This window comes from Herpetosiphon llansteffanensis, assembly GCF_003205875.1.
Taxonomy (GTDB): domain Bacteria; phylum Chloroflexota; class Chloroflexia; order Chloroflexales; family Herpetosiphonaceae; genus Herpetosiphon; species Herpetosiphon llansteffanensis.
Map to the genome: position 1 here is coordinate 16,190 of NZ_PUBZ01000098.1, position 24,135 is coordinate 40,324.

The window sequence follows — 24,135 nt, forward strand, 5'->3', positions numbered from 1 at the left end:
AATAGCATGCAGATCAACCAACTCCAAGAGCAAAGCTAGTACCAACAGCCTAATCTGCTTGGGGGCACTTGGGCTAGCCCAATTAGTTAGACGCTAGGGAGTTCAGGCTCAGCCTTTGGGTTACCACCACGGGCACGGCGCACGGCCAACAAATCGGCCACATGCTCGGCAGCTAAGGGTTGCAAACGGCCTATACTGAGTGCTGTGGCAATGATCGTGGCCGCTTGTTCAACTTGCTCCGTCCGATGGAAGGCTTTAGTTAAGCTGCTAGCAACGGTCAACGAGCCATGATGATCCAACACCAAAGCATCGTGATCGCGAATAAAAGGCTTGATGGCCTCGCCCAAGGCTGCCGTGCCAGTGCGGGCATAGGGCACAGTCGGAATTTTGCCCAAGGTCAAAATAATATCTTCTAACAATGGTTGGGTTAGCTCAACCCCAGCAATACTACAAGCAATCGTACGTGGTGGGTGAGCGTGGACACAGGCGCGCACATCGGGGCGTTCAGCATAAACCGCCAAATGCATCAACAATTCGCTTGATGGTAAGGGGGTCTGTGGGTCAAGCGGGACACCCTGACGATCGACGATAATTAAATCGGCTGGTTGGAGCAGGCCTTTGCAATACCCCGTTGGGGTGGTCAAAATTCGTTGTTCATCGAGCAAAACCGAATAATTGCCACTATACGATGGTGTCCAGCCGCGTTCGTAGAGCCAACGGCCAATTTGCACCATTTCGAGACGATACTGCTGTTCTTGAGCTAAATTCATCCGAAAAATCCCCTCAAAGGTGGATAAAAGTCTGCTATATCACCTGATATGGCAGCTCAATCCTCACCCGTACTAGCCAAAAAATAGGAAAACATAACTAATAAAAGCCAAAAATTCAGTTCAGGAACTCTTGCAAGAACGCGTATAATGGCACTGTTCAGGCTTTGACCTCCATTGCAACTGAAAGGCACCCTAATGTATCGTTTTGAACGACATGCACCATTTGACCTGACTGCCTATGCTGACCCTGGTCAAGACCGGAGTGGCCCGCCATTAACGCAAGGTGGTATCTTTTTATTAATTTCAACCATTGCCTCCGAACATTGTACACCGGAGATGCTTGATGTTTTGGACGAGATTGATCCTGATAAATGGTATCATGGCCAACTCTTAGAAACCATGCTCAATACCTTCGAAGATCAAGATCAAGCCTTGGTGATCGATGTTGGCAAAAATATCTATTATTCGATGGAAGCCCAATTTCGTGCAGTTGGCATCGAAAAGCCCGAAGACGTGATCACAACCATTCCAATGATTTGGCTCTACGCAACCCGTGGCAATGGTGGCGAATGGCGCAGCCGAATAACCGGCGATAAAACCGCAATCATCGAAATGGAACAACCGTATAATTGTATGTTTGAACAAGGGGCTATGAAAGGCGCACTCGAATGCTTCAATGCCCGCGATGTTCAAATTGACCATTCGAAATGTATCCGCGATGGCGCTGCCTTCTGCGAGTTACATCTTTCTTGGAAATAACTTCTATGGATCAACCAGAGCGCCCAGAGCAACCGGCAACCCCTGCATCGACCAACCAACCGCGGCTTTCGCGTGAAGATCGGGCGCTGATTCGCACGATTGGGAGTACCTTGCGCAAAGTTATTCAAGGCGAGGCCGCTGAACACCTCACCATTGATCGGCTTGATGAACTCGGGATCTTGGCCAATATGGTCAATCGGGTCAGCAAAGAGCTCGCAATTTCACGCGAACAAGATCAAAAGCACTTGGCTGAGCTTGAGGCTCGGCTCGAAGAATTGAAGGCGGCCCGCGAAACTGAGGAGCGGCTGCTCTATACCATCGATGAAATTTCAACCCCGATTCTGAATATTTTTAGCAACGTGGTGTTGATGCCTTTAATCGGGGCCATCGATAGCAACCGCGCCCAACGCATGATCACGCTCTTGTTGGAGCACGTCGTGCGCACCCGATCCACGGTCGTCATCTTGGATATTACGGCGGTTTCGTTAATTGATACCCAAGTCGCTAATGTGCTCATTCGCGCAGCGCAATCGTGTAATTTGCTGGGAGCTGGCGTTATTTTATGTGGTATGACCCCTGATGTTGCCCAAGTGGTTGTTAGCCTTGGGATTGACCTTTCTATTTTTCAAACCTCCAGCGATTTACAAGAAGCGCTCTCGACAGCCATGCGTACCCTTAAGTACCGTATACAGCCTATGTAAAGCATAGACTATTGGCCTATTGAGCCTAGTACTATTATCATAATAGAATAGTTGCAGTCAGGACAGATGCAAAAGCTGACGCGCAGATTCACGTCAACACCTCATTCCAGCACTTCGTCATAGCGCATAGGTGGTGAATTTGCGGTCAGTTTTTTTTTACCGAAAACGAGGGACGTTATGACGCAACTTAGCCGCCGTACATTCTTGAAAAGTCTCGTTGCAGGTGCTGTGGTAGTCGGTTTTGATCGGGCTACCAGTTCGTGGGTCACTTCAGCTCACGCCGCCGAGCAACTCGCGCCAAATTTCCCAACGTTCGATGGTGTGCTCTACACCGATACTGCAACTCGCGCCGAAGCTGCCGAAGATTATGGCCACATCATTCATCGCACGCCAAATGCGGTGCTAAAGCCTGGCTCAACCAATGATATTGTGCGCTTGGTACGCTTCGCCAAAAATAACAACATCAAAATCTCAGGCCGTGGTCAAGGTCACTCCACCTATGGTCAACCCCAAATTCAAGGCGGGGTTGTGATTGATATGAGCACCTTAGCCACAGTGCACGAAATTGGCCGCGATTATGTCATTGCCGACGCAGGCCTGAAATGGCATCAACTGCTTGATGCGACCTTGGCCCAAGGCCTTACGCCACCAGTCATGACCGACTATATCGAGCTGTCAATTGGCGGCACGTTGAGCGTCGGCGGGATTGGCGGGGCCAGCCATCAACACGGTGTGCAAATTGATAACGTGCTTGAATTAACCGTTGTCACTGGCGAAGGTAATTTAGAAACCTGCTCGAAAAACCGCAACAAAGATTTATTCGAATCAGTGCTTGGCGGCTTGGGCCAATTTGCCATTATCGTGCGCGCCAAGCTCAAATTGGTTCGCGCTGAAACCCACGCTCGCGTCTTCAACTTGTTCTACGATGACATCGAAACCTTCACCAACGATCAAATTCGTTTGATTCGCGATGGGCGCTTTGAATATGTCGAAGGCCAAGTTGTGGCCAAAGCTGGCGGCGGCTGGAACTTTATGCTCGAAGCTGTCAGCTATTATTCAGCCAATAAGTTGCCCAACAACAACCGCTTGCTGCGCAACTTGAACTATACCCAAGGCACGGAAGTTATCAGCGATACCAGTTACTTCGATTTCTTGAATCGCTTGGCTCCAACCGAAGCCTTCTTGCGCCAAATCGGTGCTTGGTTCTTGCCACACCCATGGCTGGATCTGTTCATCAAGAGCCGCCATGTCAATAATTTTGTTGGCAATATTTTGGAAACCTTGACCCTCGAAGATACTGGCCAAGGCCCAATTTTGCTCTATCCCGTCAAGACCAAACATTTCACCAAGCCATTCTTCCGCGTTCCCGATGGCGAAATCGTCTTCTTGTTTGATATTTTGCGCACCGCGCCAAACATTCCAGAAGTGATCAACGCGATGTTGGCCGACAACCGCGAGATGTTCGAAACCAACCGCGATCTCGGTGGCAATCGCTACGCGATCGGCGCAATCGAGTTCAGCCAAAACGATTGGAAACAACACTTTGGCGAGGTTTGGAACGACTTCCGCCGCGCCAAGAACCGCTACGATCCAAGCAATATCCTTGGTGGTGGCCAAGGCATCTTCTAAACAGCGGATTCAATCGTCCCAACGCCTATCGAGCACTTCGATAGGCGTTTTTGGTTGTTGAGATTTGGCGATAGGCTATGGGCTATGGGCTTTTGGCTATGGGCTTTTGGTTGTTTGCAATCTCAAAAAATGTTCCGATAGCCAATAGCCTATCGCCCATAGCCAAATGTACCTTCATCCCTCATAATTCATAATTCATCCTTTGCCCGCGCCCCTTTGTTGAATGACTTTTTTTAAGCTACACTGATAGCAACTCACATTTACAGGAGTGCTGCTCATGCGCCGTGAGGCTTTATTACTTGCACGGATCACCTGGTTTGCAGGAGTTTTGGGCTTGGTGATTGCGATTATCACCAAACACGACACCATGCTCACCACCGCTGGTCTCTTGATTGCCGGAAGCACGGTTGGCTATGCCGTTGCTGCTGATAAAGATTAAAGGAGTTTGCCTGTGTCTGTTGTCCTTGATTACACCCTCGCAATTCCTCAACCTCAACGCCATATCATCAACGTCACACTGCGGATTGAGGGTTTAACGGGTTCTGAAACGTCATTGCAATTGCCAGCATGGACACCAGGCTCGTATCTACTCCGTGAATATGCTCGCCATTTGCGCTTTGTCGAGGCCCACGCCGATGGCCAAGCCCTGCCAATCAGCAAAACTGATCGCTTAACCTGGCAGGTGCAAACCAATGGGGCCAGCGCCATCACCGTAACCTACCAAGTTTATGGTTATGAACTAACCGTACGCACCAATCATATCGATGCAACGCATGCGCACATCGTGCCAGCCGCTACCTTGCTCTATTTGCCCGATTATCAGGATTGCAGCTATAGCGTGCGGCTCGAATTGCCCAGCCATTGGGAAATTGCCACTGGCTTGCCGCAATTGGCCGCTGGTCGCTATGCCACCAACGATCTCGATGAATTGATGGATTGCCCATTTGAGGTTGGCGAGTTGCGGCGCTATCGCTTCGAGGTGGCCGAAAAAGCCCATGAAGTGGTGGTTTGGGGTCATGGCAACGAAGATATTGAGCAAGTGCTGGCCGATACCAAGCAAATTGTCGAAACTGAACACGCCTTTTGGGGCGAGTTGCCATACGATTATTATCTGTTTATTGTGCTGCTGGCGGGCGCTAATAGCTTCGGCGGCTTAGAGCATCGCAATTCAACCTCGCTGATCGTGCCGCGCCACGTTTTCAAGCCCAGCAAAACCTATGAACGCGCTCAAGGCCTAATTGCCCATGAATTTTTCCATACCTGGAATGTCAAGCGCTTGCGGGCAGAGCCACTTGGCCCCTTCGATTACACCCGCGAAAATTTCACCCGCTTGTTATGGGTCATGGAAGGTTTTACCGAATACTACACCGATTTGATGTTGGTGCGGGCTGGATTGATGACACCACAGCGCTATCTTGAACGCTTGGCCGATGATATTGCTAGCTTGCAAGCCACGCCTGGCCGCTTAGTGCATAGCCTTAGCAGCTCATCATTCGACGCATGGATCAAGTTCTATCGGCCTGATGAATCAACGCCCAACAGCACGGTTTCGTATTATCTCAAGGGCGCGTTGGCAGCGCTGGTGCTCGATATGCAATTGCGCGAGCGTAGCAACGGACAACAATCGCTCGACGATTTAATTCGCTATCTATATCAAAAATATCCCATCACAGGCCGGGGCATTCCCGAAGCCGATGGCATGCAGCAAGCACTGCAAGACCTAACTGGCAGCGATTGGAGTGATTATTTTGCTAACTATATCGATGGATTAAGCGAATTGCCCTATGCAGAAGCCTTTGCCACGGTTGGGATCCAAACCCAATGGAGCTACAAAGATCGCGATGCGCAGGGCAATCCACGGCCCCAACTTGGTATTCGCAGCAAGGCCGTCGATGGTCGGGTACAAATTACCCATGTGATCGATGGCGGCGATGCTGACGCAGCTGGTTTGGCCGCAGGCGATGAATTGGTTGCGCTCGATGGCTGGCGCATCGACGACGATAGCTTGAACAAACGGCTGGCCGATTATCCAATTGGCGCAACCGTGCAACTCAGTTTCTTCCGCCGCGATGAATTATTGCACTTGCCCGTGAGCTTGAGCAAACCACAGCCCGATCACTTGAGCTTGAGTTTGGTCAGTCAACCAAGCGCAAGCCAACGCCAACAAGCAGCCTCATGGCTCGGCACTCCCTTGTTCAAATAAGTTTAGCGGCTTGAATTATGGCCACTGTTGATGGTTAATCGCATCGCAGTGGCCATTGTTAATTGAGGTATTTGCTATGTCATTGGTTGATCGGCGGATCGTGCTGGGCGTAACTGGCGGGATTGCTGCCTACAAAGTGGTGCAATTGGCGCGTAATCTGAGCTTGGCAGGCGCGTTGGTCGATGTTGTGATGACTGAAGAAGCCACCAAGTTCGTCACGCCCTTGACCTTTGGCGCATTAACCCATCGCCCAGTTTATACCGATATGTGGCAGCTTTCCGAGGGCACCGATATTGGCCATGTGACGATTGGCGATCGCGCCGATTTAATCATCATTGCCCCAGCCACCGCCAACACGATTGCGCGCTTAGCCATGGGCATGAGCGATGATATGTTGACCACCACTGTTCTAGCATCGCGTGCGCCGATTTTGCTTGCTCCCGCCATGAATGTCAATATGTGGGCCAATCCTGCTACTCAGGCCAATGTCGCCACCTTGCAAAGCCGTGGGTTCCAAATAATTCCACCAACCGCTGGACGCATGGCCGAGCCAATGGTTGGAGTCGGGCGATTAGCCGAAATCGACCAGATTGAGGCTGAAATTCGCTTAGCGCTTGGCAAGAAGTTTGGCGCGTTGGCAGGCAAACGCTTGGTGATTAGCGCTGGTGGAACCCATGAAGCAATCGATCCAGTACGCTTTATCGGCAACCGCTCATCGGGCGCGATGGGCTTTGCCTTGGCCGCCGCCGCCCGTGATGCTGGCGCAGATGTGCGCTTGATTATCGGCGCAGCTAGCGCCACCCCGCCGCTTGGCACGCAGCAGATTTATGCAGAAAGCGCCGCCGCCATGCAAGCAGCCATCGAGCACGAAATCGATCAAGGCTGCGATATGTTGATTATGGCTGCCGCCGTGGCCGATTATCGCCCAGTGAGTGTGGCCGATAATAAAATCAAAAAAACTGAGCAAGGCGATCAATCGCTCAACCTACAATTGACCCATACGACTGACATTTTGGCCAGCCTCAAAGCTCGCACTGGCTTTGTGAAAATTGGCTTTGCTGCCGAAACCCATGATCTTGAGCACTATGCCCAAGCCAAGCTCACGCGCAAAGGGCTTGATGCAATTGTCGCCAACGATGCTCGCACCGCGCTCGGCGCAAGCGATAACGCCGTCACCGTGTTTAGCAGCGACGGCCAGCGCTGGGATTTTGCACGTCAAGCCAAAACCGAGCTAGCTCAGCAGTTGATTGCATTGTTCAGTGGTTTTTTGAAAATGTAGGGACTAGGGGTCAGGGATCAGGGGCTAGAATTTAGCGCAGTGGAATTGTGGCTATAGGCTAATGGCTATCGGAACGATTTTGAGTATTCTCAAAATTTCGGCCCAATAGCCATTAGTTGTACTGGTTCATTACGTTAACTATTGCCTGATCCCCTCACCCCAACCCCTCGCCCGTGGCGCGGGATAGGGGCTTGAACACCGTGGTTCTGCGCAATATGTAATACAAAATGGGTGCTCCCCTCGACCGCGTTCAGTGGGCGAGGGGCTGGGGGTGAGGGCATGTCCTGATTGCCAATCCAATGAGCCAGTATAATTAGCCTACCTCCCTTTGTGCTCTTCGTGCTCTTCGTGGATCAAAAATTAGCTTAGGCTTGCAAACATCGCTTGGCGCACGCCCAAAACGTGGCTCAGCAGATCGGCCAAAGCAACCATGGTGGTTTCGCCGGTGCTGCGAATTTTGACCTCTGCTTGACCATTTTTCAGGCCCCGCGAGCCAATGATGACCTGAATTGGATTGCCAATCAGATCAGCATCGCCAAACTTGTTGCCAGCATTCACATCACGATCATCCAACAGCACCGTCACACCTTGGGCTTGCAAATCAGTATAAAGCTGATCGGCGACGCTCTTGGTTTCGGCGTTGCTTTGATAATCGGTCCCAACCACATGCACTTGATATGGCGCAACCGTGATTGGCAGCATCATGCCGCGTGCATCGTTGAATTTCTCGATCAACGAGGCCAAAATCCGTTGCACCCCAATGCCATAACAGCCCATGATTGCTGGTTGCATTTCGCCCTTTTCGTTGGCAAACATACATTTCATTGCTGCTGAATATTTGGTGCCAAGTTTGAAGATATTGCCAACTTCGATCGCGCGGGCAATCGTCAATGGTTCACCACAGCGGCTACATGGCTGGCCTTCGAGCACATCGGTTAAATCAACGATCTCGCCAGTAAAATCGCGCTCCCAATTCAAATTGAGATCGTAATGGCCAGCTTTGCCAGCAGCACCAACCAAATTGCGTTCCGTCGTCAAGGCGCTATCGACCAAGATGCGCACCTTGTCGCTGGCCTTCAGGCTGCGTGGCGCAACGCTGGCAAAACCACTCAAGCCATAGTTGGCAAGCTCGGCTTCGCTGACGTTTTGCAATTCGGCTCCCACCGCGTTTTGCAATTTAATATGGTTAATTTCGCGGCCTGCTGGCGCGTAGGTCACAACCAATACACCGTCGGCAGTTTTATAGAGCTTAATTTGGATAACACGGCTTGGCGCAACGCCGAAGTGACTAGCCAAATCTTTGGTGCTGGCTTCGCCTTGGCTCAACGCTTCGAGCGCAGCTGTTGAAGTTGGGTTGGCTCCGACAGCCACTTCGCGATTGGCCGAATAGCCACAGCTTGGACACAAGATCAGCGTATCTTCGCCAGCTGGCGTAACTGCCATAAATTCGTGGGCAATCTTGCCACCCATCATGCCAGGGTCAGATTGCACAATTTCGACTGGCAAGCCACAGCGCTGGTAAATGCGCTTGTAGGCATTCAGCACTTGCTCATAATATTGGTCGAGATCTTCGATTGTGGCATGGAAGGAATAGGCATCCTTCATCGTAAACTCGCGCAACCGAATAATCCCACCACGTGGCCGCGCTTCATCACGATATTTGGTCTGAATCTGATAGACCATCACAGGCATTTGGCGATACGATTTGATGTAGCGACGCATGATGTCGGTGACCACTTCTTCATGGGTCATGTTCAAGACCATATCTTTGTTGTTACGATCTTTGAAGCGCAGCAATTCTTCGGTTACGCCGTCGTAGCGGCCAGTTTCACGCCACAGATCGGCGCTGGTGACGACAGGCATCAACAACTCTTGGCCATCAATCGCATCCATCTCTTCGCGAATAATTTGCGAAATTTTTTGGGTCGAACGCACACACAAGGGCAGCAACGAGTAGATCCCTGCTGATTGTTGCTTCACATAGCCAGCCCGCACCAACAGCGAGTGACTAATTAATTCTGCATCATTTGGTGCTTCTTTGGTGGTACTCGTTGCCAGTTTCGACATTCGCATACGAATTAGTTCTCCATTTGGTGCTGCTGGCAACAATTGCCAGAGTGCGCTGATTGCATGGTGCTTCGCGTTTGGGCGATAGCGAGGGCAATTGTACCACTTACCACCAGCACCTACGATCACATTGAGCGATCAATGGCGCAACTCATTTCGGTCAATTTTGTCGCATTTAGGCCAACAAGTTCACGGGCTTTGTTGCGGCTTAGGTTGGTGCTACGCCAATCATTATCAGTTTCGTCAACATCGTTCCAGTAGCCTAAAAGTTGGGTCGCAATTTGGCAGCTTTGCTCAGTTGGCAAGCTTGGCAGCACATCGATAATGGCGGGCACTGCATCAGCATCATCAGCCAAACTACCAATATAATAACCATCAAAGCTGGCAACTCCACGATGGCTGGCGTTATAGCGCACAATGTAGTTGCTTGGATTCAGAAGAACCAAGCCAATCAGCACAAGCATCGCCGCAACCAACGCACCATTGGCAAAATAGTGGCCCCGCTGGCGCAACACGGTTGCCACAAACCACAACGCCACCAGCACAATCCAAATCATCAGCGCCGTCGCTTGAATACGCGATTCGGTCAAGCCATAGGCATCGATATACAAAAGCATGCGCGAAACTGCCGAAGCCAGCACAATCCCAACTTGCACCAACAACACCAGCGCCAAAATTCGAAACAGCGGTTGCGCTTCAGCTCGTTGTTCGGTTAGCCAACTGCCAAGCAGCAGCGTTGGCAAGACCAACAACGCCACCGTTACCAGCTCGAAAAAGCCACGCCGCGCATAATCGGCATAGGTAATGCCTTCGGCAATTTGCTGCTCGCCACCAAACAGATAGCGAATTTGAATCACCACAAACAAGCCAAACAGCGCATTCAGCAAGCCCAAAATAATCCCAACTTCAACTTTGCCAATATTGAGCAAACTTGGCCGTTCGCTAAACGAAATTTCAGGTTTTGGCGAGGCAAATAAAATCCAACCACAGCCAAGAATCGCCCACGTGGCAAACAACACCACAAACACATGCTCAAACAGCCAATCCAAATTCCAATCGAACAAATTGGCAAAGATATTTTCAAATACCGCATCAGCTGAGGCAAACAAGCCACCAAAAATACACAACAGCGGCAAGGCCAAGCCCAAGCCAATCAGAATTGGCCGCAATTTGGAACTGGTAATCTTCCCACTCCGCAGTGGAAGATTCAGCGCTGCGCCAAAGCTACCAAACGCAGCACCCAAGCCAGCCACAACGCCTGAAACAATCCAGCCCCGAATTGAGGCTAATTGCCAATGAGCACGATAAGGCTGGGTAAAAATCAACATCCACGCCAGCACCCAGCAAAAGCCCAGCCAAACCAAGATTGCTTCATTATCGCGCAGCACAAAGCCCAAACTTGCCAGATTGGCCACGCCTAGCCAAAGCCATGTTTCTTTGGTTATCGGCTGAGCCTGCTTGAACCCAAGGCCAATAATTGCCGCACTTGCGAGCAACGTCCAAAGGCCGAAATTAATTCCCCATGACTGATGGAACAAGCCCAGCAAATCGGCAATTAATGCTAAACCAAACGCAACTGGTAAAAGAGCCAGCACAATTCGTTGTTGGCGTGACATACAGTTTCCTCGCAATGAATCGAACCCGTGTGTTTGGATTGTAGTTGCCTGGGCTAGCACCCAAGTGCCAGATTATCTGCACTCAAGTACGAAGGGCAGAAACAGCATATACACCCAAATTGCATTAACACTCACAACCATCATGCTTCACAAATTGCCATTTAGGGGGTGCAGGGGGATTAAAGCCCCCTGCGTTTCCCGCCTTGAGGCGGGACGGAAGGGTGGTGATCGACAATGATGGTTAACAACATACCCTTGAAAGGTCATCCCCCAACCTACTCAACGCAAGCTTACGAATAAATCTTTGTCAAACCACGCAGTTAACGTCTGATGGAAGAGGTGTTGGGGTGAGGGGAATTTCAAGCATTCGTAGAGCTAAAACCTGCGATAATAGCCGCGATTGTGCTGTTGTGGAGCAAACTTATGCAAATTAAACAGATTGAAAGTGCCGCCGAGATTGCCAGCACCTTTGCCGTGATGCAGCAATTACGCCCGGCATTAGTTGAAGCAGAGTATGTTGCCCGTATTCAACGCATGCAACAACATGGCTATCGCTTGGCAGCAGTTGTGGTTGATGGCGAAGTTCAAGCGCTGGCAGGCTATCGTTTTATGGAGATGTTGTACGCTGGAATGTTGTTATATGTCGATGACCTAATTACTTCAGCCAGCCAACGCTCAAGTGGCCATGGCAAGGCGCTGTTGGATTGGCTTAAAGCTGAAGCCAAAACCCAAGGCTGCAACGAATTGCACCTTGATAGCGGAGTGCAACGCGAGCAAGCGCATAAATTTTATTTTCGCGAAGGCCTGACGATTAATGCCTATCACTTTCGAATTGCCCTCGATTAACCAACAAGCCCAGTGCAAAGTTTTGCGCTCTGCACTGGGCCAATTTCTATCCCAACAATGGAATAACGTCTAGTGGTGCATCACTGCTCTCATCCAAATAGCGTTGAATCATGGCTGGGCGATAAATTCCGCGATCAGTCACAATGCTGCTAATCAATTCTGGCGGCGTAACATCAAAAGCTGGATAATAGCCGCGAACCCCTGCTGGAGCGATCCGCTGGCCATTCATCATCAGCACTTCATCGCCATTGCGCTCCTCAATTGGAATCTCAGCGCCAGTCGCAGTGTTAATATCGGGGCCATCGTAGCCCAGCACATAAAACGGCACACCATGGCGTTTGGCAAGGACAGCATTGGTATAGGTACCAACTTTATTGGCAATCGAGCCATCGAGCGCAATCCGATCAGCGGCGGTGATATAAACGCTAATCATATCGCGGCTAAAACAAAAGCCCGACATATTATCGTTAATCACCGTCACCTGCGAGCCAATTTCTAAGGCTTGCGAGGCAGTCAAACGAATGCCTTGGCCATACGGGCGAGTTTCGGTTGGCATCACCGCCACTTGTTTGCCCTGTTTCACCACGGCAGTGTAGAGCATCCAATTGAAGGCAGCGCCAGGATAGCAAACCGTCAGCACGGTGTCGCCATCGGTCAGCAACTCGGCAGCCCGCACGCCACAGCGCTCCGCCGAACGGTCGCCACGCTGAATTTCGCCAGCAACATAGCGATAAACCACGTCATTTGGGGCTTGGTTTTGATTCAGTGCCTGCAAGGCCAAGCGTTCTGCTTCAGCCAAAATGGTGTGCAAATCGTCGGCAGTTGGGCGGGTACGGCGCAAACGCTCCAGCGCTTGACCTAAAACCACTTGTTGCTCAGCCAACGAATAGTCACTAGCTTGATCGAGGGCTAAGGCCAAACCATAGCCAGCAGCATAGGCCAACGGCGGGCCGCCTTGAATCACCATGGTTTCAATTGCTTGCGCCACGGCTTCGAGATTGGCACAATCGACCCAAACGATTTCGGCAGGATACAAACGGCGATTTAATATGGAAACAATGCTTTTTTCGCGGTCGTAGCGCAAGGTATCGCCACGGCGGGTCAGCAAAGGTAAACGTCCAGTCATCGGCAACCTCATACTTCGTTGATACGAAAATTGTAGCAGAGATTGCATTGCAACTCGCTTGAGCGTGGTAGTATAGGGCCAAAATCAGCAACCCTAGGGCAAAGGATCGCAATGCAATCACCAGCAAAACAATGGCTCCGCCGCAGCCTTCGCGGGCTATTCGCCAGCATCTGTTTGGCAAGTGTGCTGTTTATCAGCACTGGCTATATTGTGGCTCGCCAGGCTGACCGAGCAGAATTGCGCCCAGTTGATGCCTTGTTGGTGCTCGGCGCAGCCCAGTGGGATGGCGAGCCGTCGCCGGTGCTCGAAGCCCGTTTGACCGAAGCGATTCGGCTCTATCGCCTGGGCTATGCCCGCCGCATCATCGTTTCTGGCGGCACCGGCCTCAACGACACCCGCTCGGAAGCATCGGTGGCCTATGATTTTTTGATTGAGCAAGCAATCGATCCAACCTTGATCATCAGTGTGGCCCAAGGCAGCGACACCCGCACCACCTTGTTGGCAGTGCGCGACGAAATGCAACGCCAGCAGATCGATAGCTTGTTGATTGTGACCGACCCGCCGCACCTGTTGCGAGCGCTCAAAATGGCCCACGACTATGGCATTACCAGCTTTGGCGCGCCCGTCAAGGCCAATACACCAACTACGAATTGGGCTAGTATCAAAGCTACCAGCCGCGAAACCTTGGCCTACTTAGCCTATGTACTCTTAGACCAATAAGATCGTGACTTTTGGCATACCAAAACCTGAGCATCTGTGCGTCAAAGTCATCGTATGTGCTTTCAGAGGAGGCCACGCGATGATGACAGTACACTCTTTGCCCACTGCCATTCAAGCTGTTTACCATAGCTTGATCGACCACCCCCGTTGGCACAGCTTCGGCAAACAAACCTGCGGTTCATGGCGCGATCTGTTATTAATCGAGTCGGTTGTGCGTTATCCCCGCCAAACCTTGCACGGTTATGTCAATTATCTCCATTATTACACCCCGTTGATTGTAGCGAGTGTGTTAGAGAAGGCTTTGCAGCAAGGTTGGCTGGTGCTTGATCATGGCAAATATGAGCCAGGGCCGCGCTATCCCAGCTATCTGCTCGAACGCGCCGATTTAATTCAAGAATTATTGAATCTTTGGCCAACCGCCGCTGCTCAAGCTGTCGCCGAATATGGCGAACGTTTATGCGCCACAATTCCTGCCCAAGCCTGCCTTGACCATCTGCTCTATGCCTATGGCCCACGCCCCAGCGCCCACAAAGCAGCAACTTTTGAAGAACGTGCGCTGTTGGTTTGCACTGCACTAAGCAACTATCGCGCCGATGCCAAAGCTTTGGCATGGCATGCTTGTGGTATTAGCCCAACCCAAGGCACAATTTTGCGCGCAATTATCAAACATCACACCCCAATTTCGCGTTGCAATTTACTGATCGCCGTCGATCCCTATTTGGGCATCTGCGCCGAAAGCGCCATCGAAGCGCTGTTAGCCCAACAATGGATCACGCGTGACGACCGTGGTTTGCGCCTAACTGCCACCGGTTGGGGCTATTGGCATGCTGGCCGCAGCGCCTTGCGCCAACGCATCGCCCAACTCTATGGCGTGCTGAATTATCAAGAAACCCAAGAGTTTATTATGGGCGCACAAACTCTGGTTAACACAACCAAATATGTCTTTGCCCAACATTTAGCAATGGCTTGATCTACATTTAACCAAAACCGTGGTACAATGACCTGAATACCTCCCGCCAGACGGGACTCAAAATTTGCCATCTAAGGCACAAGCGATGATGCTTGTGCTTTTGTGCAACATAAGGAGGCCAAATGGCTTTAGAACAAATTGATACCCTGCTGCTTAATGGCATCGTCGTAACAATGGACGCAGCAGGAACGATCTTTCGTGATGGTGGGGTGGCAATTCAGGCTGGTGCTATCGTTGCGGTTGGGCCAAGCAGCGAATTACGCGAGCGCTATACCGCCAATCAAACGATCGACTGTAACAATCATGCCATTGTGCCTGGCTTAATCAATGGCCATGCTCACGTTCCAATGAGCTTGTTGCGCGGCATCGTCGCCGACCAACAGCTGGATGTGTGGCTCTATGGGTATATGTTTCCGGTCGAAAGTCGCTTTGTCAACCCCGAATTCGTGTACCATGGCACGCGCCTCTCGTGTGCCGAGATGATCAGAGGCGGCATTACGAGCTTCGTCGATATGTATTTCTTCGAGGAAGAAGTTGCCCGCGCCGCCGACCAAGCAGGCATGCGCGCCATCTGTGGCCAAACTGTCATGAAATGGCCAACTCCCGACGCAGCCTCTTACGATGAAGGTTTAGAGCGCACTCGACGCTTTTTTGAACAATGGAAAGATCATGGGCGCGTGATTCCGGCGATTGCCCCACACGCACCCTACACCTGCAATAGCACGATCTATCGCGCTGCCGCCGATTTGGCCCGCGAATTCGATGTGCCGCTGGTAACTCACCTCAGCGAAACCGCTCGCGAAGTTGAAGAAGCTCGTCAGTTGGTCGATAAATCGCCAATCGCCTATGTTGCCGATTTGGATGCTTTCACAGGCAAAGGGATTGCAGCCCACTGTGTGCACATCGACAAACGCGATATGCAATTGCTCAAAAAGCATAATGCTGGCGCAGTGCCCTGCCCAACCAGCAACCTCAAACTGGCCAGCGGCGTGGCCAAATATAGCGACATGCTCCAAGCTGGGGTGAATGTTGGGCTTGGCACCGACGGCCCCGCCTCAAACGATGACCAAGATTTATGGATGGAAGTTCATTTGGCGGCGATTTTGCCCAAAGGTGTGACTGGCGACCCAACAGTGGTCACCGCCAAACAAGTCTTTGCCATGGCTACCAGCATGGGAGCCAAAGCAGTACACCTTGAGCATTTGGTCGGCAGCCTTGAAGCAGGCAAACGCGCCGATGTTACCATTGTTGAGCTTGGCGGATTACACGTTGTGCCAGCCCCAGCCTACAACTATAGCAACGATTCAATCTACAATCACTTGGTCTACTCGGTCCGTTCAGGCGATGTGCGCCACGTCTTGATCGATGGCGCGTGGGTGATGCAAGATCGCCAATTATTGACCCTTGATGAAAACGAAGTGCGCAGCAATGCCATGCGCATCGCCGAAACCATCAATCAATTTCTCAGCCAACGCGAAGTCAATCTGTTGGATAAAATTTTGGCCATCGGCGGAGTCAAGCAGGCCGAAATCTTCGAAGTCCAAGTCAAAGCGCGCTTGGAAGATGCGAGTGGGGTCGAAGCTTTGCTGGCCTCGCATGCAGTTGAAATTACCAAGGCCAGCGAGCGCAAACAATACGATACCTATCTGCTCTTCGATGATGCAACTCGTGGCCGCATTCGCTACCGCGAAGATCATCGGGTTGATGGCTCGCGGATTGAGCCAAAATACAACTTGACCTTGACGATGCCCAATGAACGCGAAGATTTGCCTTCGGCAGTGTTGCTCTCCCGCGCGCGCTACACTGCGCCAGCCGATCGCTCGTTGCGTTTCTATCGCGAATATTTCTCGCCCGACCATGTGCTTGAAGTTGAGAAATATCGTCGCCGCTGGCGGATTATGTATGGCGAGGTTGATTTTGCGGTCAACATCGACATGATCACCAGTGGCCCAGCCAAAGGCACCTATTTGGAAGTCAAGAGCCGCACCTGGTCGGCTCGCGACGCTGAAAGCAAAACCCAAATTATCAGCGAATTGTTGCAATTGGCCGGAGTCAGCGCCGATCAAGTTATCAAACAAGAGTACGTCGAATTAGCCCAAGCCTAAATCAAAAGCCCGCAGCCATGAACCTCATGGCTGCGGGCGTGGTTCGGTTGGCAAAGCAAAAGGCTTATCGAATGCTGACGCTCGAAGCAGAGCCAGAAAGATAAATATCTAAGCGATACGATTCATCACTCTCTTCCCAACCTGGGCTGCTATAGAGATCATCATCAATCGATTGAATATCCAAGTTTTGGTCGAGATTGAAGGCTGTAGCAGTATCATCACGATGAATTCGCACCGGAACGCCCGGCGGCAAGGTTAGTTCTAAAGTCGTTGCATCGATATTAAAATGATATTCCCCGCGCTCAGCCAAGGCAATCGTTGCAGTACCAGCCTGCAATTCTGCATTAATAGTGCCAATTTGCAACGACGTTAAATCAGCGTTTAAACTCACACCGCGCAAATTCCAATCGAAATCAACCGCATGGTTCATCGAGACCAAAATAGTTTGCTCAGATCTAGTGCTGCTTAATGGGCTATCTTGGCCTAAAACAATCGTTATTTGATCGTTATCTGGTTGCAATTCGCGCACATTGATATTGCTTGCTTTAACAATCCCAGCAATCGAAGCTTGGCCATCGAGAATTTCTGGCTTAATTGCAAGTGTGCTATTGCTTTGTTTTACAATAATATGCGCCGTTTCGGGCAATGGTGCGCCTTGCGGGTAGCTCATCGCATAATTTGGCTCGTTATAGGTAAGCCCATAAACACCCATAACTGCCAACACAAGCAAGGCCAAACCAAGCCCAAGCTTCGGTCGATTGCGCACCAGCAACAAATCAAGGCCAGCCCCGATCAACAAGACTGGCCAAAACTGTTCAAGGATGTCGAACAAACTGGCCTCAAAAAGATTGATTGCCGAAAGCGCGCCCAGCAAGCCGAGGCCAATCAGCAAACAGGGCCAGAATAATGAACGGCGCGGTGTTTGCTCCGTTACAGTTGTCATCGCAAACCCCTCTCTTATCCGCGCCGACGAAACAGCATTATCCCTAAACCAATCAAGAGCAATGGTGTAATGAATTCAGCAGCGCCGCCAAATTTATCGAGCATCGTAATCAAGCCAAATGCCAGCAACAACAACCCAAGAACCTTTTTGTTGTTGCGGGTTGAACGGGGCGCTGGCGTTGGAGCTGGCGCTGGTTGATGGCCCTGAACAAATGGCGGAATATATTGGTCTGGCCGCACTTGGACGGTTGTGCCAGTATAGGCCTCTGGTTGCTCAGCAATTGGCTGGCCGGTAAATGGATCATAGCGATACTGTGGGCGGGCAGCGTTGATTGGTTGCTGTGGTGGTGGCACAACGCCCGCTTGCTGGTGTGGCATAAAAGGTGGTGGCATAGCCCCAGGTTTTTCGCTTGGCATAATTAACCACAATACAGGATAAATAAAGAAACTTAAGCCTGTAAAGATGAGTAAAATCATGACTAAACGCACCAGCGTTGAATCAATTTCAAAGTAAGCACCTAACCCTCCACACACGCCAGCAAGCTTGCGGTCGTAGTAGGAGCGCAATAACCGTGGTTGCATTGTTTGCCTCCGAACCTTGTGTTCTGTATTTGCTATCGATATGACGCGCTTTGTGGTTCAATTGTTGCAAGCAATCTGCGAACCAACAGGTTAAACGCTGAAACCTTTTTTTGCAGGGTTCGTACGTGCTAAGTTCAAGCCTTGGTGTGGGGCTTGCAAGCGCTTGGCATTGTATGCAATCAAGCCAAGTCTGTCGAATGTTGATTCAAACTCGCATTAATAAAGCACGATGGTATAATTACGCCTCAATTCAAGCATGTGTGTTACAGCGCCGATTAAGGCCTGTCTAATAGTTTTTTAAGGAGTCGCTTCATGCCTTCTACCCGCGCTCGTGTTCGCCGTTCACTGCCAGGTATTGCCATCGAAGGCATGCCTTTCATCGGGGCCGGCTTGGGGTTAACTGCCCTAACAGCGTTATTTAGTCGCAAGGCAGCGACACTACCCCTCGCCCTTACCGCGTTTACCAGCTATTTCTTCCGCGACCCCGACCGCGAATGCCCCGCCGATAGTTCAATTTTGTACGCCGCCGCCGATGGCCATGTCACAATGATTGATGAGGTCGATGAGCCACGCTTTATTGGCGGTAAGGCCACCAGAATTGTTACCTTCTTATCGGTGTTTGATGTGCATATCAATCGCACGCCTTGCGCTGGCACAGTACAGTATCGCGATTATGTGCAAGGCGAATTTCGCGCAGCCTGGGATGGCGAGGCCGATATTGTCAACGAACGGGCCTACATTGGGCTTGAAACCGAGCATGGCCCAGTTTTGATCAGTCAAATCGCTGGTTTGGTGGCCCGCAGAATTGTGACTTGGCCCGTGGTTGGCGAAGAATTAGGCGCTGGCGAGCGCTTCGGCTTGATCAAGTTTGGCTCGCGCACCGATATTTTGGTCCCAAGCGGCTCAATCAACGTCTTTGTCAAGAAGGGTCAAGCCATCAAAGGTGGGCTGACTCAGATTGGAGCATGGCTGTGAAATTTCGCCGTTCATGGGTTCCCAATCTGGTTACGTCGGGCAACCTGTTTTGCGGCTTTTTAGCAGTTATTGCTGCTGTTGATGGTGAGGCCTTCAAAGCCGCTGTGCTGATTTGTTTGGCCGCCATTTTTGATACACTCGATGGGCGAACAGCGCGCATGCTGGGCGTAAGTGGCGAGTTTGGCAAGGAGCTTGATTCGCTGGCCGACGTGGTTTCGTTTGGCACGGCTCCAGCGCTGCTGATTTATCAAGTTTCTTTGCGTGAGGTCGGCTGGCTCGGCACAATTGCCGCAGGCATTTTTGTCTGCTGTGGCGCTGGGCGTTTGGCTCGCTACAACTTAATCACCAGCTCAGATAAGCGCTTCTTTGTGGGCATGCCGATTCCGATGGCAGGCATGACCGCAGCGTCGTTAGCACTCTACACGGGCGCACTCAACCCCTACGTAGCAACTGCATTAATTGGCTTTACAGGCTTTTTGATGGTTAGCACGTTGCGTTTTCCTAGCGTTGAGCAAATTGCCTTTGAAACCTTCTTGCCCATTCGGATCGCGTTTATTGCGATTTTCGTCTTGGCACTAGCTCGGCCAAGCCAATTTCTGTATGTCTTACCGCTGAGCTACATCTCCTATGGCTTGATTGCCAACATTGTTTGGACAATTCGCGGGCGTGGCTCGCGCACAGCCGCTTAACGACACTTGGGCGTAGTTGTTTGCTACGCCCAAGCATTCTAAAATTTCAGCAATACCTAACTTGGTGGAATAACCGAATCCTGCGGCAGACCTTGGCGGCGCAGTAATCCACGCAGCATGCCAAAACGCAAGCGGGCTAGTTGGGCTTGGGCAGCAATGCTCGTGCGCAAGGCGGCCTCTAGTTTGCTACGGCGCGCTGGCTCGATTGGCGCAGCAACCGGCGCTAGTTGGCTTTGCTCGTTGAGATAGGCTTTGGCACTTTGATAGCCCAAATCCATCAACTGGCTACTATAGCGAAAATCGCGCACATCAAGCCCACTGTAATGCAACATTTGAATATGGTGGACTTTGACTCCCGCATTGGCAGCCAAGCGCACTAATTCACGTTCATGGGCCATTTGGCGACGCATTAAGGCATCGAACGTACGCGTCAACGAGCCACGCATGCCAAATGGCGGCACTGTTGAAGCGGCATCAAGCCCAATTTCCAAGGCCCAAATTTCGCTCGCCCCTTGCTGCAAGGCCACGCCGATTGGCAAATTCGAGACAAAGCCACCATCAAGATAGGTTTCGCCCCGATAATGATAGGCTGGCAAGTAGGGCGGCACAGCGGCACTCGCCATCAGCGCATCGACCAAACGCTCACGCGGATCATCGCCAAACAAATGCATATCGCCAGTGCGATAATTGGTAGCGGTCACAAAAAAGGGCATTGCCAAATCGCTGAAGCGCCGAATATTCGGCGGCAGTAATGAGAGGATAAAACGGCGTAAGCCATGATTATTGTGTAGCGAGCCACGCCCGCGCATCACCCGCCAAGCAGAGCGTAACGAGCCACCAGGAAAAATATCCTCGCGCTTGACGGTATTCCAACGCTGAGCAATCCGTTGAATCCCAGCCAAACTAGGGTTACAGGCTAAAACCGCCGCATTGATTGAACCAACCGAGGAACCAACAACAAAATCGGGGATGATGCCTGCTTCGAGCAGGGCAAGGGCGGCTCCTGCTTGGAGTGAACCGCGATTAGCACCGCCACTGAATACGAGTGCGCGCATAGAGACAACCTTTCATGACCATTGCCGCGTCGTTGAGACAAATGTAGGTCACAGGCGAGGCGCTCTACGCTCGATAGTCAAAGCTTACTCTGAGGTATCAAGCGGAGTGAGGGGATGCTGGAAGTCGCCCCGTGCGCCGCCCGTTTTATTGCGAACGAAAACCTGCTCAATCACCATAGCACGATCAACAGCTTTGGCCATATCGTAAATGGTCAAGGCTGCGACTGATGCTGCCATCAGCGCCTCCATTTCTACGCCAGTGCGGCCTGTGCAGCGCACCGTGCTGATGATACGCAGTAACGATTGGTCAGGATGCGCCTCGATCTCAATCGCCACCGCACTCAACGGCAGTGGATGACACAAGGGAATCAAATCGGCAGTGCGTTTGGCGGCCATAATGCCAGCGATGCGGGCCGTTGCCAATACATCGCCTTTGGGCAATTCTCCGGCCACCAATAACGTTAGGGTTGCTGGGAGCATACGCACATCAGCTTGGGCTTGGGCTTCGCGCTGGGTCACATCCTTGGCCCCAACATCAACCATATGCGCCCGACCATGATCATCAAGATGGGTCAACATGAAATATGTGATTCCTCAAGCTGCGAAACGGGCAAGCGTTTGTTCAAGTTGGTCAACAACTGTTGAAATTAAGCCAGTTTCGCGGACATCGATCAATTGGGTAAAACGACCTTGTTGGCTGCGTTGCTGTGCCCAGCTATGCACCTGAGGTCGAAAGCCATCTTCGATCCAAATAATTGGCTGTTGCCACTCGGCGAGGTGTTTGGCAACGCTGTTGAGCTTCCACAAAATTGCCTTTGGATTGTCGGCCAACGGCTCGATTAAGGGGAGTTCTGGCAAACCAAGGTCGCTGTGCAAGCCAAAGTTTGCCAATTGCAGCCACGTCGAACACCAGATAAGTTGGCCGAGTTTGGCCAAGCGCGCGATTGAAGCATGAATTTGCGGCGGATATTGCACTGGAATGCCTGGCGGAATACGCTGTTGCTCAGGCCCTAACCGGCCAAACATATTAATTACGCCATCAATATCCAATAAAATAATCGGACGCAGATCGTGCCAATCGAGCTTATCCACGGCGTTGCTCGTGCAAGGGGCGAATGCCAAGCCCAACTTGCTCCAGCGCATATTCGATACCATCTTGCAAGTTTGCCCGCACCGACAATTGACGTAGGTCGAGTTCGAGGCCAACGATGGTTTGGGCAACTTCAGCACTAATGCCGACCAAAATTACTTGTGCACCCAACAAACTCACCGCTTTGGTGGTTTGCACCAGGTAATTGGCGATGTTGGTATCAACAATCGGCACGCCAGTAATATCCATAATCACAATATCGGATTGGCGGGCAACGATTTGCTCAAGCAGATCTTCGGTGAGCATTTGGGCACGGTTGGTATCAATCGAACCAACCAACGGCAGCACCAAAATATTATCGTGAATTGGCGCAATTGGCGCTGCCAGCTCGCGCAACGCAGCGTTGGCTTGATCCAATTCGCTGGTCATTTGCTGCAAGGCCTGTTCACGCTCGCGAATGCTAGCCTCGCGCAAATCAACAAAAGTTTGATAGCTGGCTTTATTGGCAATAAACGTTACTTCGGCAATAACCGCCCGACCCAAGGCATAATTCAATTCATCATCGGCAAAACATTCGCGGGTTGCGACTTTGAGCGTTTCATAAATTGCTTCGCCGACTTGGGCCACAATTTCGCTGCTTGCATTGGGATTTTCCACCACTGCCTTAATCGATTGGCGCGAAAAGTCGATCAGGGCTTGCATATCGCCGCGCAAAGCTTCAATGGTGGCGACAAACGGTTTTTGCATGCGGGGAATCAACTCTGCGTCTGCGAGTTTGAGGTAGGGCGAATTGGGCACTTGACGCAGCAATTCACCAGCGTGTTTGGCGAAGCGCCCAAGGTTGGCTTCGAGAAAATCGGCTAATACATGTTCGACGCTCATTGGTATCCTCGTTATTGACTAAATTGCTGATCGTCAGCGCCCGTTTGTCTCGTACAATGATGATTATACCCGTTTCTGCGGCGCGGTTCTATGGTTCTCTTTACGGTTCTTAATAGTACTTTTGTGGAATGAGGAAAACGATGACACATACCACTCCCGATAATTTTTTGGGCTTAGACCAGCAGTATAGCACGCTCGATAGCAGTAAGGTGGTGGTTTTGCCTATCCCCTTTGAGGCTACGGTGAGCTATGGCGGTGGCACAGCCAATGGTCCAGCGGCAATTATCGAGGCTTCACAACAGGTCGAATTTTACGATCGCGAGTTTGATAATGAGCCAGCCAAAACTTGGGGCGTGCATACGTTGCCCACTGTAGAGCTGAATGATCAAGACCCAGATAGCGCCATGGCCAGCATTGCCCAAGCAGTTGAGCAAACCGCGCGCTTGGGCAAATTGGTGTGCGTGCTTGGCGGCGAGCATTCAGTTTCTGGCGCTGTAGCCCAAGGTTTGCACGCAGTTCATGGCGATTTTGTGACGGTGCAAATTGATGCTCACGCCGATTTGCGCGACGAATATGAGGGCAGCAAGCACTCGCATGCCTGTGCCATGCGCCGAATTCTCGATGTTGGCGCTGGCGATTTGCTGCAATTGGGCATTCGTTCGTTGGATATTAGCGAAGCCCAACAAATCAAGAGCGATCAACGAATTACGACCTTCTATAGTGAAAATGTGCATGATGGGCTGCATCTGCAAGCCTTGCGCGATTTTGTGCGGGGCAAGCAAGTCTATTTCACAATTGATATTGATGGCTTGGATGTTGGCCTCGTGCCAGCGACCGGCACGCCCGAGCCAGATGGCCTAACATGGCGCGAAGTGCTGGAAATTACCCGTATTCTAGTGCAAGAATCCGCCAAGGTTGTGGCCTTTGATGTTATGGAATTAGCACCGATTGAGCACTTGCATGCCCCAAATTTTGTTAGTGCCAAGCTCACTTACAAGGTTATGAGCATTATCATGGCCCAACAAGCCAATTTGTGGCAATAAACGGCATACATTAGCCCCAATAGTTTGTAGCATATTCCAACGAACACCAAGCATCAGCATTTGGTGTTCGTTGTTGCATCATTGGC

At 51.2% G+C, this 24,135-nt stretch carries 23 protein-coding genes; 13 read left to right on the plus strand and 10 right to left on the minus strand.

What is annotated here, in order from left to right; translation table 11 throughout:
- Positions 1–86: 86 nt before the first annotated feature.
- A complete protein-coding gene (locus C5S61_RS13710; protein WP_110515612.1) occupies positions 87–770 on the minus strand; it encodes a class II aldolase/adducin family protein in 684 nt (227 codons plus the stop codon).
- A gap of 195 nt (positions 771–965) precedes the next feature.
- Between C5S61_RS13710 and C5S61_RS13715 the strand changes: the two genes are divergently transcribed.
- From C5S61_RS13715 to coaBC, 6 genes are all read left to right on the plus strand, one after another.
- Positions 966–1,529 carry a hypothetical protein gene (locus tag C5S61_RS13715; protein ID WP_110515613.1) on the plus strand — a complete coding sequence of 188 codons (564 nt, stop codon included), beginning with the start codon at positions 966–968 and terminating at the stop codon, positions 1,527–1,529.
- 5 nt (positions 1,530–1,534) lie between these two features.
- Positions 1,535–2,230, plus strand: a complete 696-nt coding sequence (locus C5S61_RS13720; protein ID WP_164689465.1) for an STAS domain-containing protein — start codon at positions 1,535–1,537, stop codon at positions 2,228–2,230.
- Between the two features lie 177 nt (positions 2,231–2,407).
- The gene (locus C5S61_RS13725; RefSeq protein WP_110515615.1) at positions 2,408–3,859 is read left to right on the plus strand and encodes an FAD-binding protein; all 1,452 of its coding nucleotides are present in this window, start codon (positions 2,408–2,410) and stop codon (positions 3,857–3,859) included.
- Between the two features lie 277 nt (positions 3,860–4,136).
- Positions 4,137–4,298, plus strand: coding sequence for a hypothetical protein (locus C5S61_RS26880; RefSeq protein ID WP_160319538.1), 162 nt, complete (start codon positions 4,137–4,139; stop codon positions 4,296–4,298).
- Positions 4,299–4,310: 12 nt separating this feature from the next.
- On the plus strand, positions 4,311–6,062 hold the full coding sequence (locus C5S61_RS13730) for a M61 family metallopeptidase (RefSeq protein ID WP_110515616.1): 1,752 nt from the start codon (positions 4,311–4,313) through the stop codon (positions 6,060–6,062).
- 76 nt (positions 6,063–6,138) lie between these two features.
- Positions 6,139–7,341 carry a bifunctional phosphopantothenoylcysteine decarboxylase/phosphopantothenate--cysteine ligase CoaBC gene (gene coaBC, locus C5S61_RS13735; RefSeq protein ID WP_110515617.1) on the plus strand — a complete coding sequence of 401 codons (1,203 nt, stop codon included), beginning with the start codon at positions 6,139–6,141 and terminating at the stop codon, positions 7,339–7,341.
- Positions 7,342–7,701: 360 nt separating this feature from the next.
- Here coaBC and C5S61_RS13740 read toward each other — a convergent pair whose 3' ends face one another.
- Together C5S61_RS13740 and C5S61_RS13745 are read right to left on the minus strand one after the other, a co-directional pair.
- Positions 7,702–9,414 carry a proline--tRNA ligase gene (locus C5S61_RS13740; protein ID WP_124033431.1) on the minus strand — a complete coding sequence of 571 codons (1,713 nt, stop codon included), beginning with the start codon at positions 9,412–9,414 and terminating at the stop codon, positions 7,702–7,704.
- 119 nt (positions 9,415–9,533) lie between these two features.
- On the minus strand, positions 9,534–11,024 hold the full coding sequence (locus C5S61_RS13745; RefSeq protein WP_110515619.1) for a DUF4153 domain-containing protein: 1,491 nt from the start codon (positions 11,022–11,024) through the stop codon (positions 9,534–9,536).
- 423 nt (positions 11,025–11,447) lie between these two features.
- On the opposite strand from C5S61_RS13745, the gene C5S61_RS13750 reads away from it, so the two are divergent.
- Complete coding sequence (locus C5S61_RS13750; RefSeq protein WP_110515620.1) at positions 11,448–11,870, plus strand: GNAT family N-acetyltransferase; 423 nt, start codon at positions 11,448–11,450, stop codon at positions 11,868–11,870.
- A 46-nt stretch (positions 11,871–11,916) separates the two neighbouring features.
- On the opposite strand, the gene C5S61_RS13755 is transcribed toward C5S61_RS13750, so the two are convergent.
- Entirely contained in the window at positions 11,917–12,996 is a 1,080-nt protein-coding gene (locus C5S61_RS13755) for a s-methyl-5-thioribose-1-phosphate isomerase (RefSeq protein ID WP_110515621.1), read from the minus strand.
- A 111-nt stretch (positions 12,997–13,107) separates the two neighbouring features.
- On the opposite strand from C5S61_RS13755, the gene C5S61_RS13760 reads away from it, so the two are divergent.
- The 3 genes from C5S61_RS13760 to C5S61_RS13770 all read left to right on the plus strand — a co-directional run bounded on the left by C5S61_RS13760 (position 13,108) and on the right by C5S61_RS13770 (position 16,791).
- A complete protein-coding gene (locus tag C5S61_RS13760; protein ID WP_110515622.1) occupies positions 13,108–13,716 on the plus strand; it encodes a YdcF family protein in 609 nt (202 codons plus the stop codon).
- 79 nt (positions 13,717–13,795) lie between these two features.
- Positions 13,796–14,686, plus strand: a complete 891-nt coding sequence (locus C5S61_RS13765; protein WP_110515623.1) for a hypothetical protein — start codon at positions 13,796–13,798, stop codon at positions 14,684–14,686.
- A 122-nt stretch (positions 14,687–14,808) separates the two neighbouring features.
- A complete protein-coding gene (locus C5S61_RS13770; protein WP_110515624.1) occupies positions 14,809–16,791 on the plus strand; it encodes an amidohydrolase family protein in 1,983 nt (660 codons plus the stop codon).
- 64 nt (positions 16,792–16,855) lie between these two features.
- Here C5S61_RS13770 and C5S61_RS13775 read toward each other — a convergent pair whose 3' ends face one another.
- Both C5S61_RS13775 and C5S61_RS13780 read right to left on the minus strand, forming a co-directional pair.
- Positions 16,856–17,734, minus strand: a complete 879-nt coding sequence (locus tag C5S61_RS13775; RefSeq protein WP_110515625.1) for a LiaF transmembrane domain-containing protein — start codon at positions 17,732–17,734, stop codon at positions 16,856–16,858.
- Between the two features lie 14 nt (positions 17,735–17,748).
- Complete coding sequence (locus C5S61_RS13780; protein WP_110515626.1) at positions 17,749–18,315, minus strand: PspC domain-containing protein; 567 nt, start codon at positions 18,313–18,315, stop codon at positions 17,749–17,751.
- A 312-nt stretch (positions 18,316–18,627) separates the two neighbouring features.
- On the opposite strand from C5S61_RS13780, the gene C5S61_RS13785 reads away from it, so the two are divergent.
- Together C5S61_RS13785 and pssA are read left to right on the plus strand one after the other, a co-directional pair.
- Positions 18,628–19,290: a phosphatidylserine decarboxylase gene (locus C5S61_RS13785; protein ID WP_110515627.1), complete on the plus strand. Its 663-nt coding sequence runs from the start codon at positions 18,628–18,630 to the stop codon at positions 19,288–19,290.
- The gene (gene pssA / locus C5S61_RS13790; protein WP_164689467.1) at positions 19,287–19,979 is read left to right on the plus strand and encodes a CDP-diacylglycerol--serine O-phosphatidyltransferase; all 693 of its coding nucleotides are present in this window, start codon (positions 19,287–19,289) and stop codon (positions 19,977–19,979) included. Before C5S61_RS13785 ends, pssA begins: the two co-directional genes overlap by 4 nt.
- Before the next feature lie 56 nt (positions 19,980–20,035).
- Here the strand turns inward: pssA and C5S61_RS13795 are convergent, their stop codons facing one another.
- The 4 genes from C5S61_RS13795 to C5S61_RS13810 form a co-directional block, all read right to left on the minus strand.
- Positions 20,036–21,034, minus strand: coding sequence for a patatin-like phospholipase family protein (locus C5S61_RS13795; RefSeq protein WP_110515629.1), 999 nt, complete (start codon positions 21,032–21,034; stop codon positions 20,036–20,038).
- A gap of 84 nt (positions 21,035–21,118) precedes the next feature.
- Positions 21,119–21,613 (minus strand): cyclic pyranopterin monophosphate synthase MoaC, encoded by a 495-nt coding sequence (moaC, locus tag C5S61_RS13800; RefSeq protein WP_110515630.1) that lies wholly within the window; start codon positions 21,611–21,613, stop codon positions 21,119–21,121.
- A 15-nt stretch (positions 21,614–21,628) separates the two neighbouring features.
- Positions 21,629–22,126 carry a hypothetical protein gene (locus C5S61_RS13805; protein WP_110515631.1) on the minus strand — a complete coding sequence of 166 codons (498 nt, stop codon included), beginning with the start codon at positions 22,124–22,126 and terminating at the stop codon, positions 21,629–21,631.
- Positions 22,119–23,006, minus strand: coding sequence for an STAS domain-containing protein (locus C5S61_RS13810; RefSeq protein ID WP_205701403.1), 888 nt, complete (start codon positions 23,004–23,006; stop codon positions 22,119–22,121). Before C5S61_RS13810 ends, C5S61_RS13805 begins: the two co-directional genes overlap by 8 nt.
- 140 nt (positions 23,007–23,146) lie before the next feature.
- On the opposite strand from C5S61_RS13810, the gene speB reads away from it, so the two are divergent.
- Entirely contained in the window at positions 23,147–24,049 is a 903-nt protein-coding gene (gene speB, locus C5S61_RS13815; protein ID WP_164689468.1) for an agmatinase, read from the plus strand.
- The last annotated feature ends 86 nt before the right edge of the window (positions 24,050–24,135 follow it).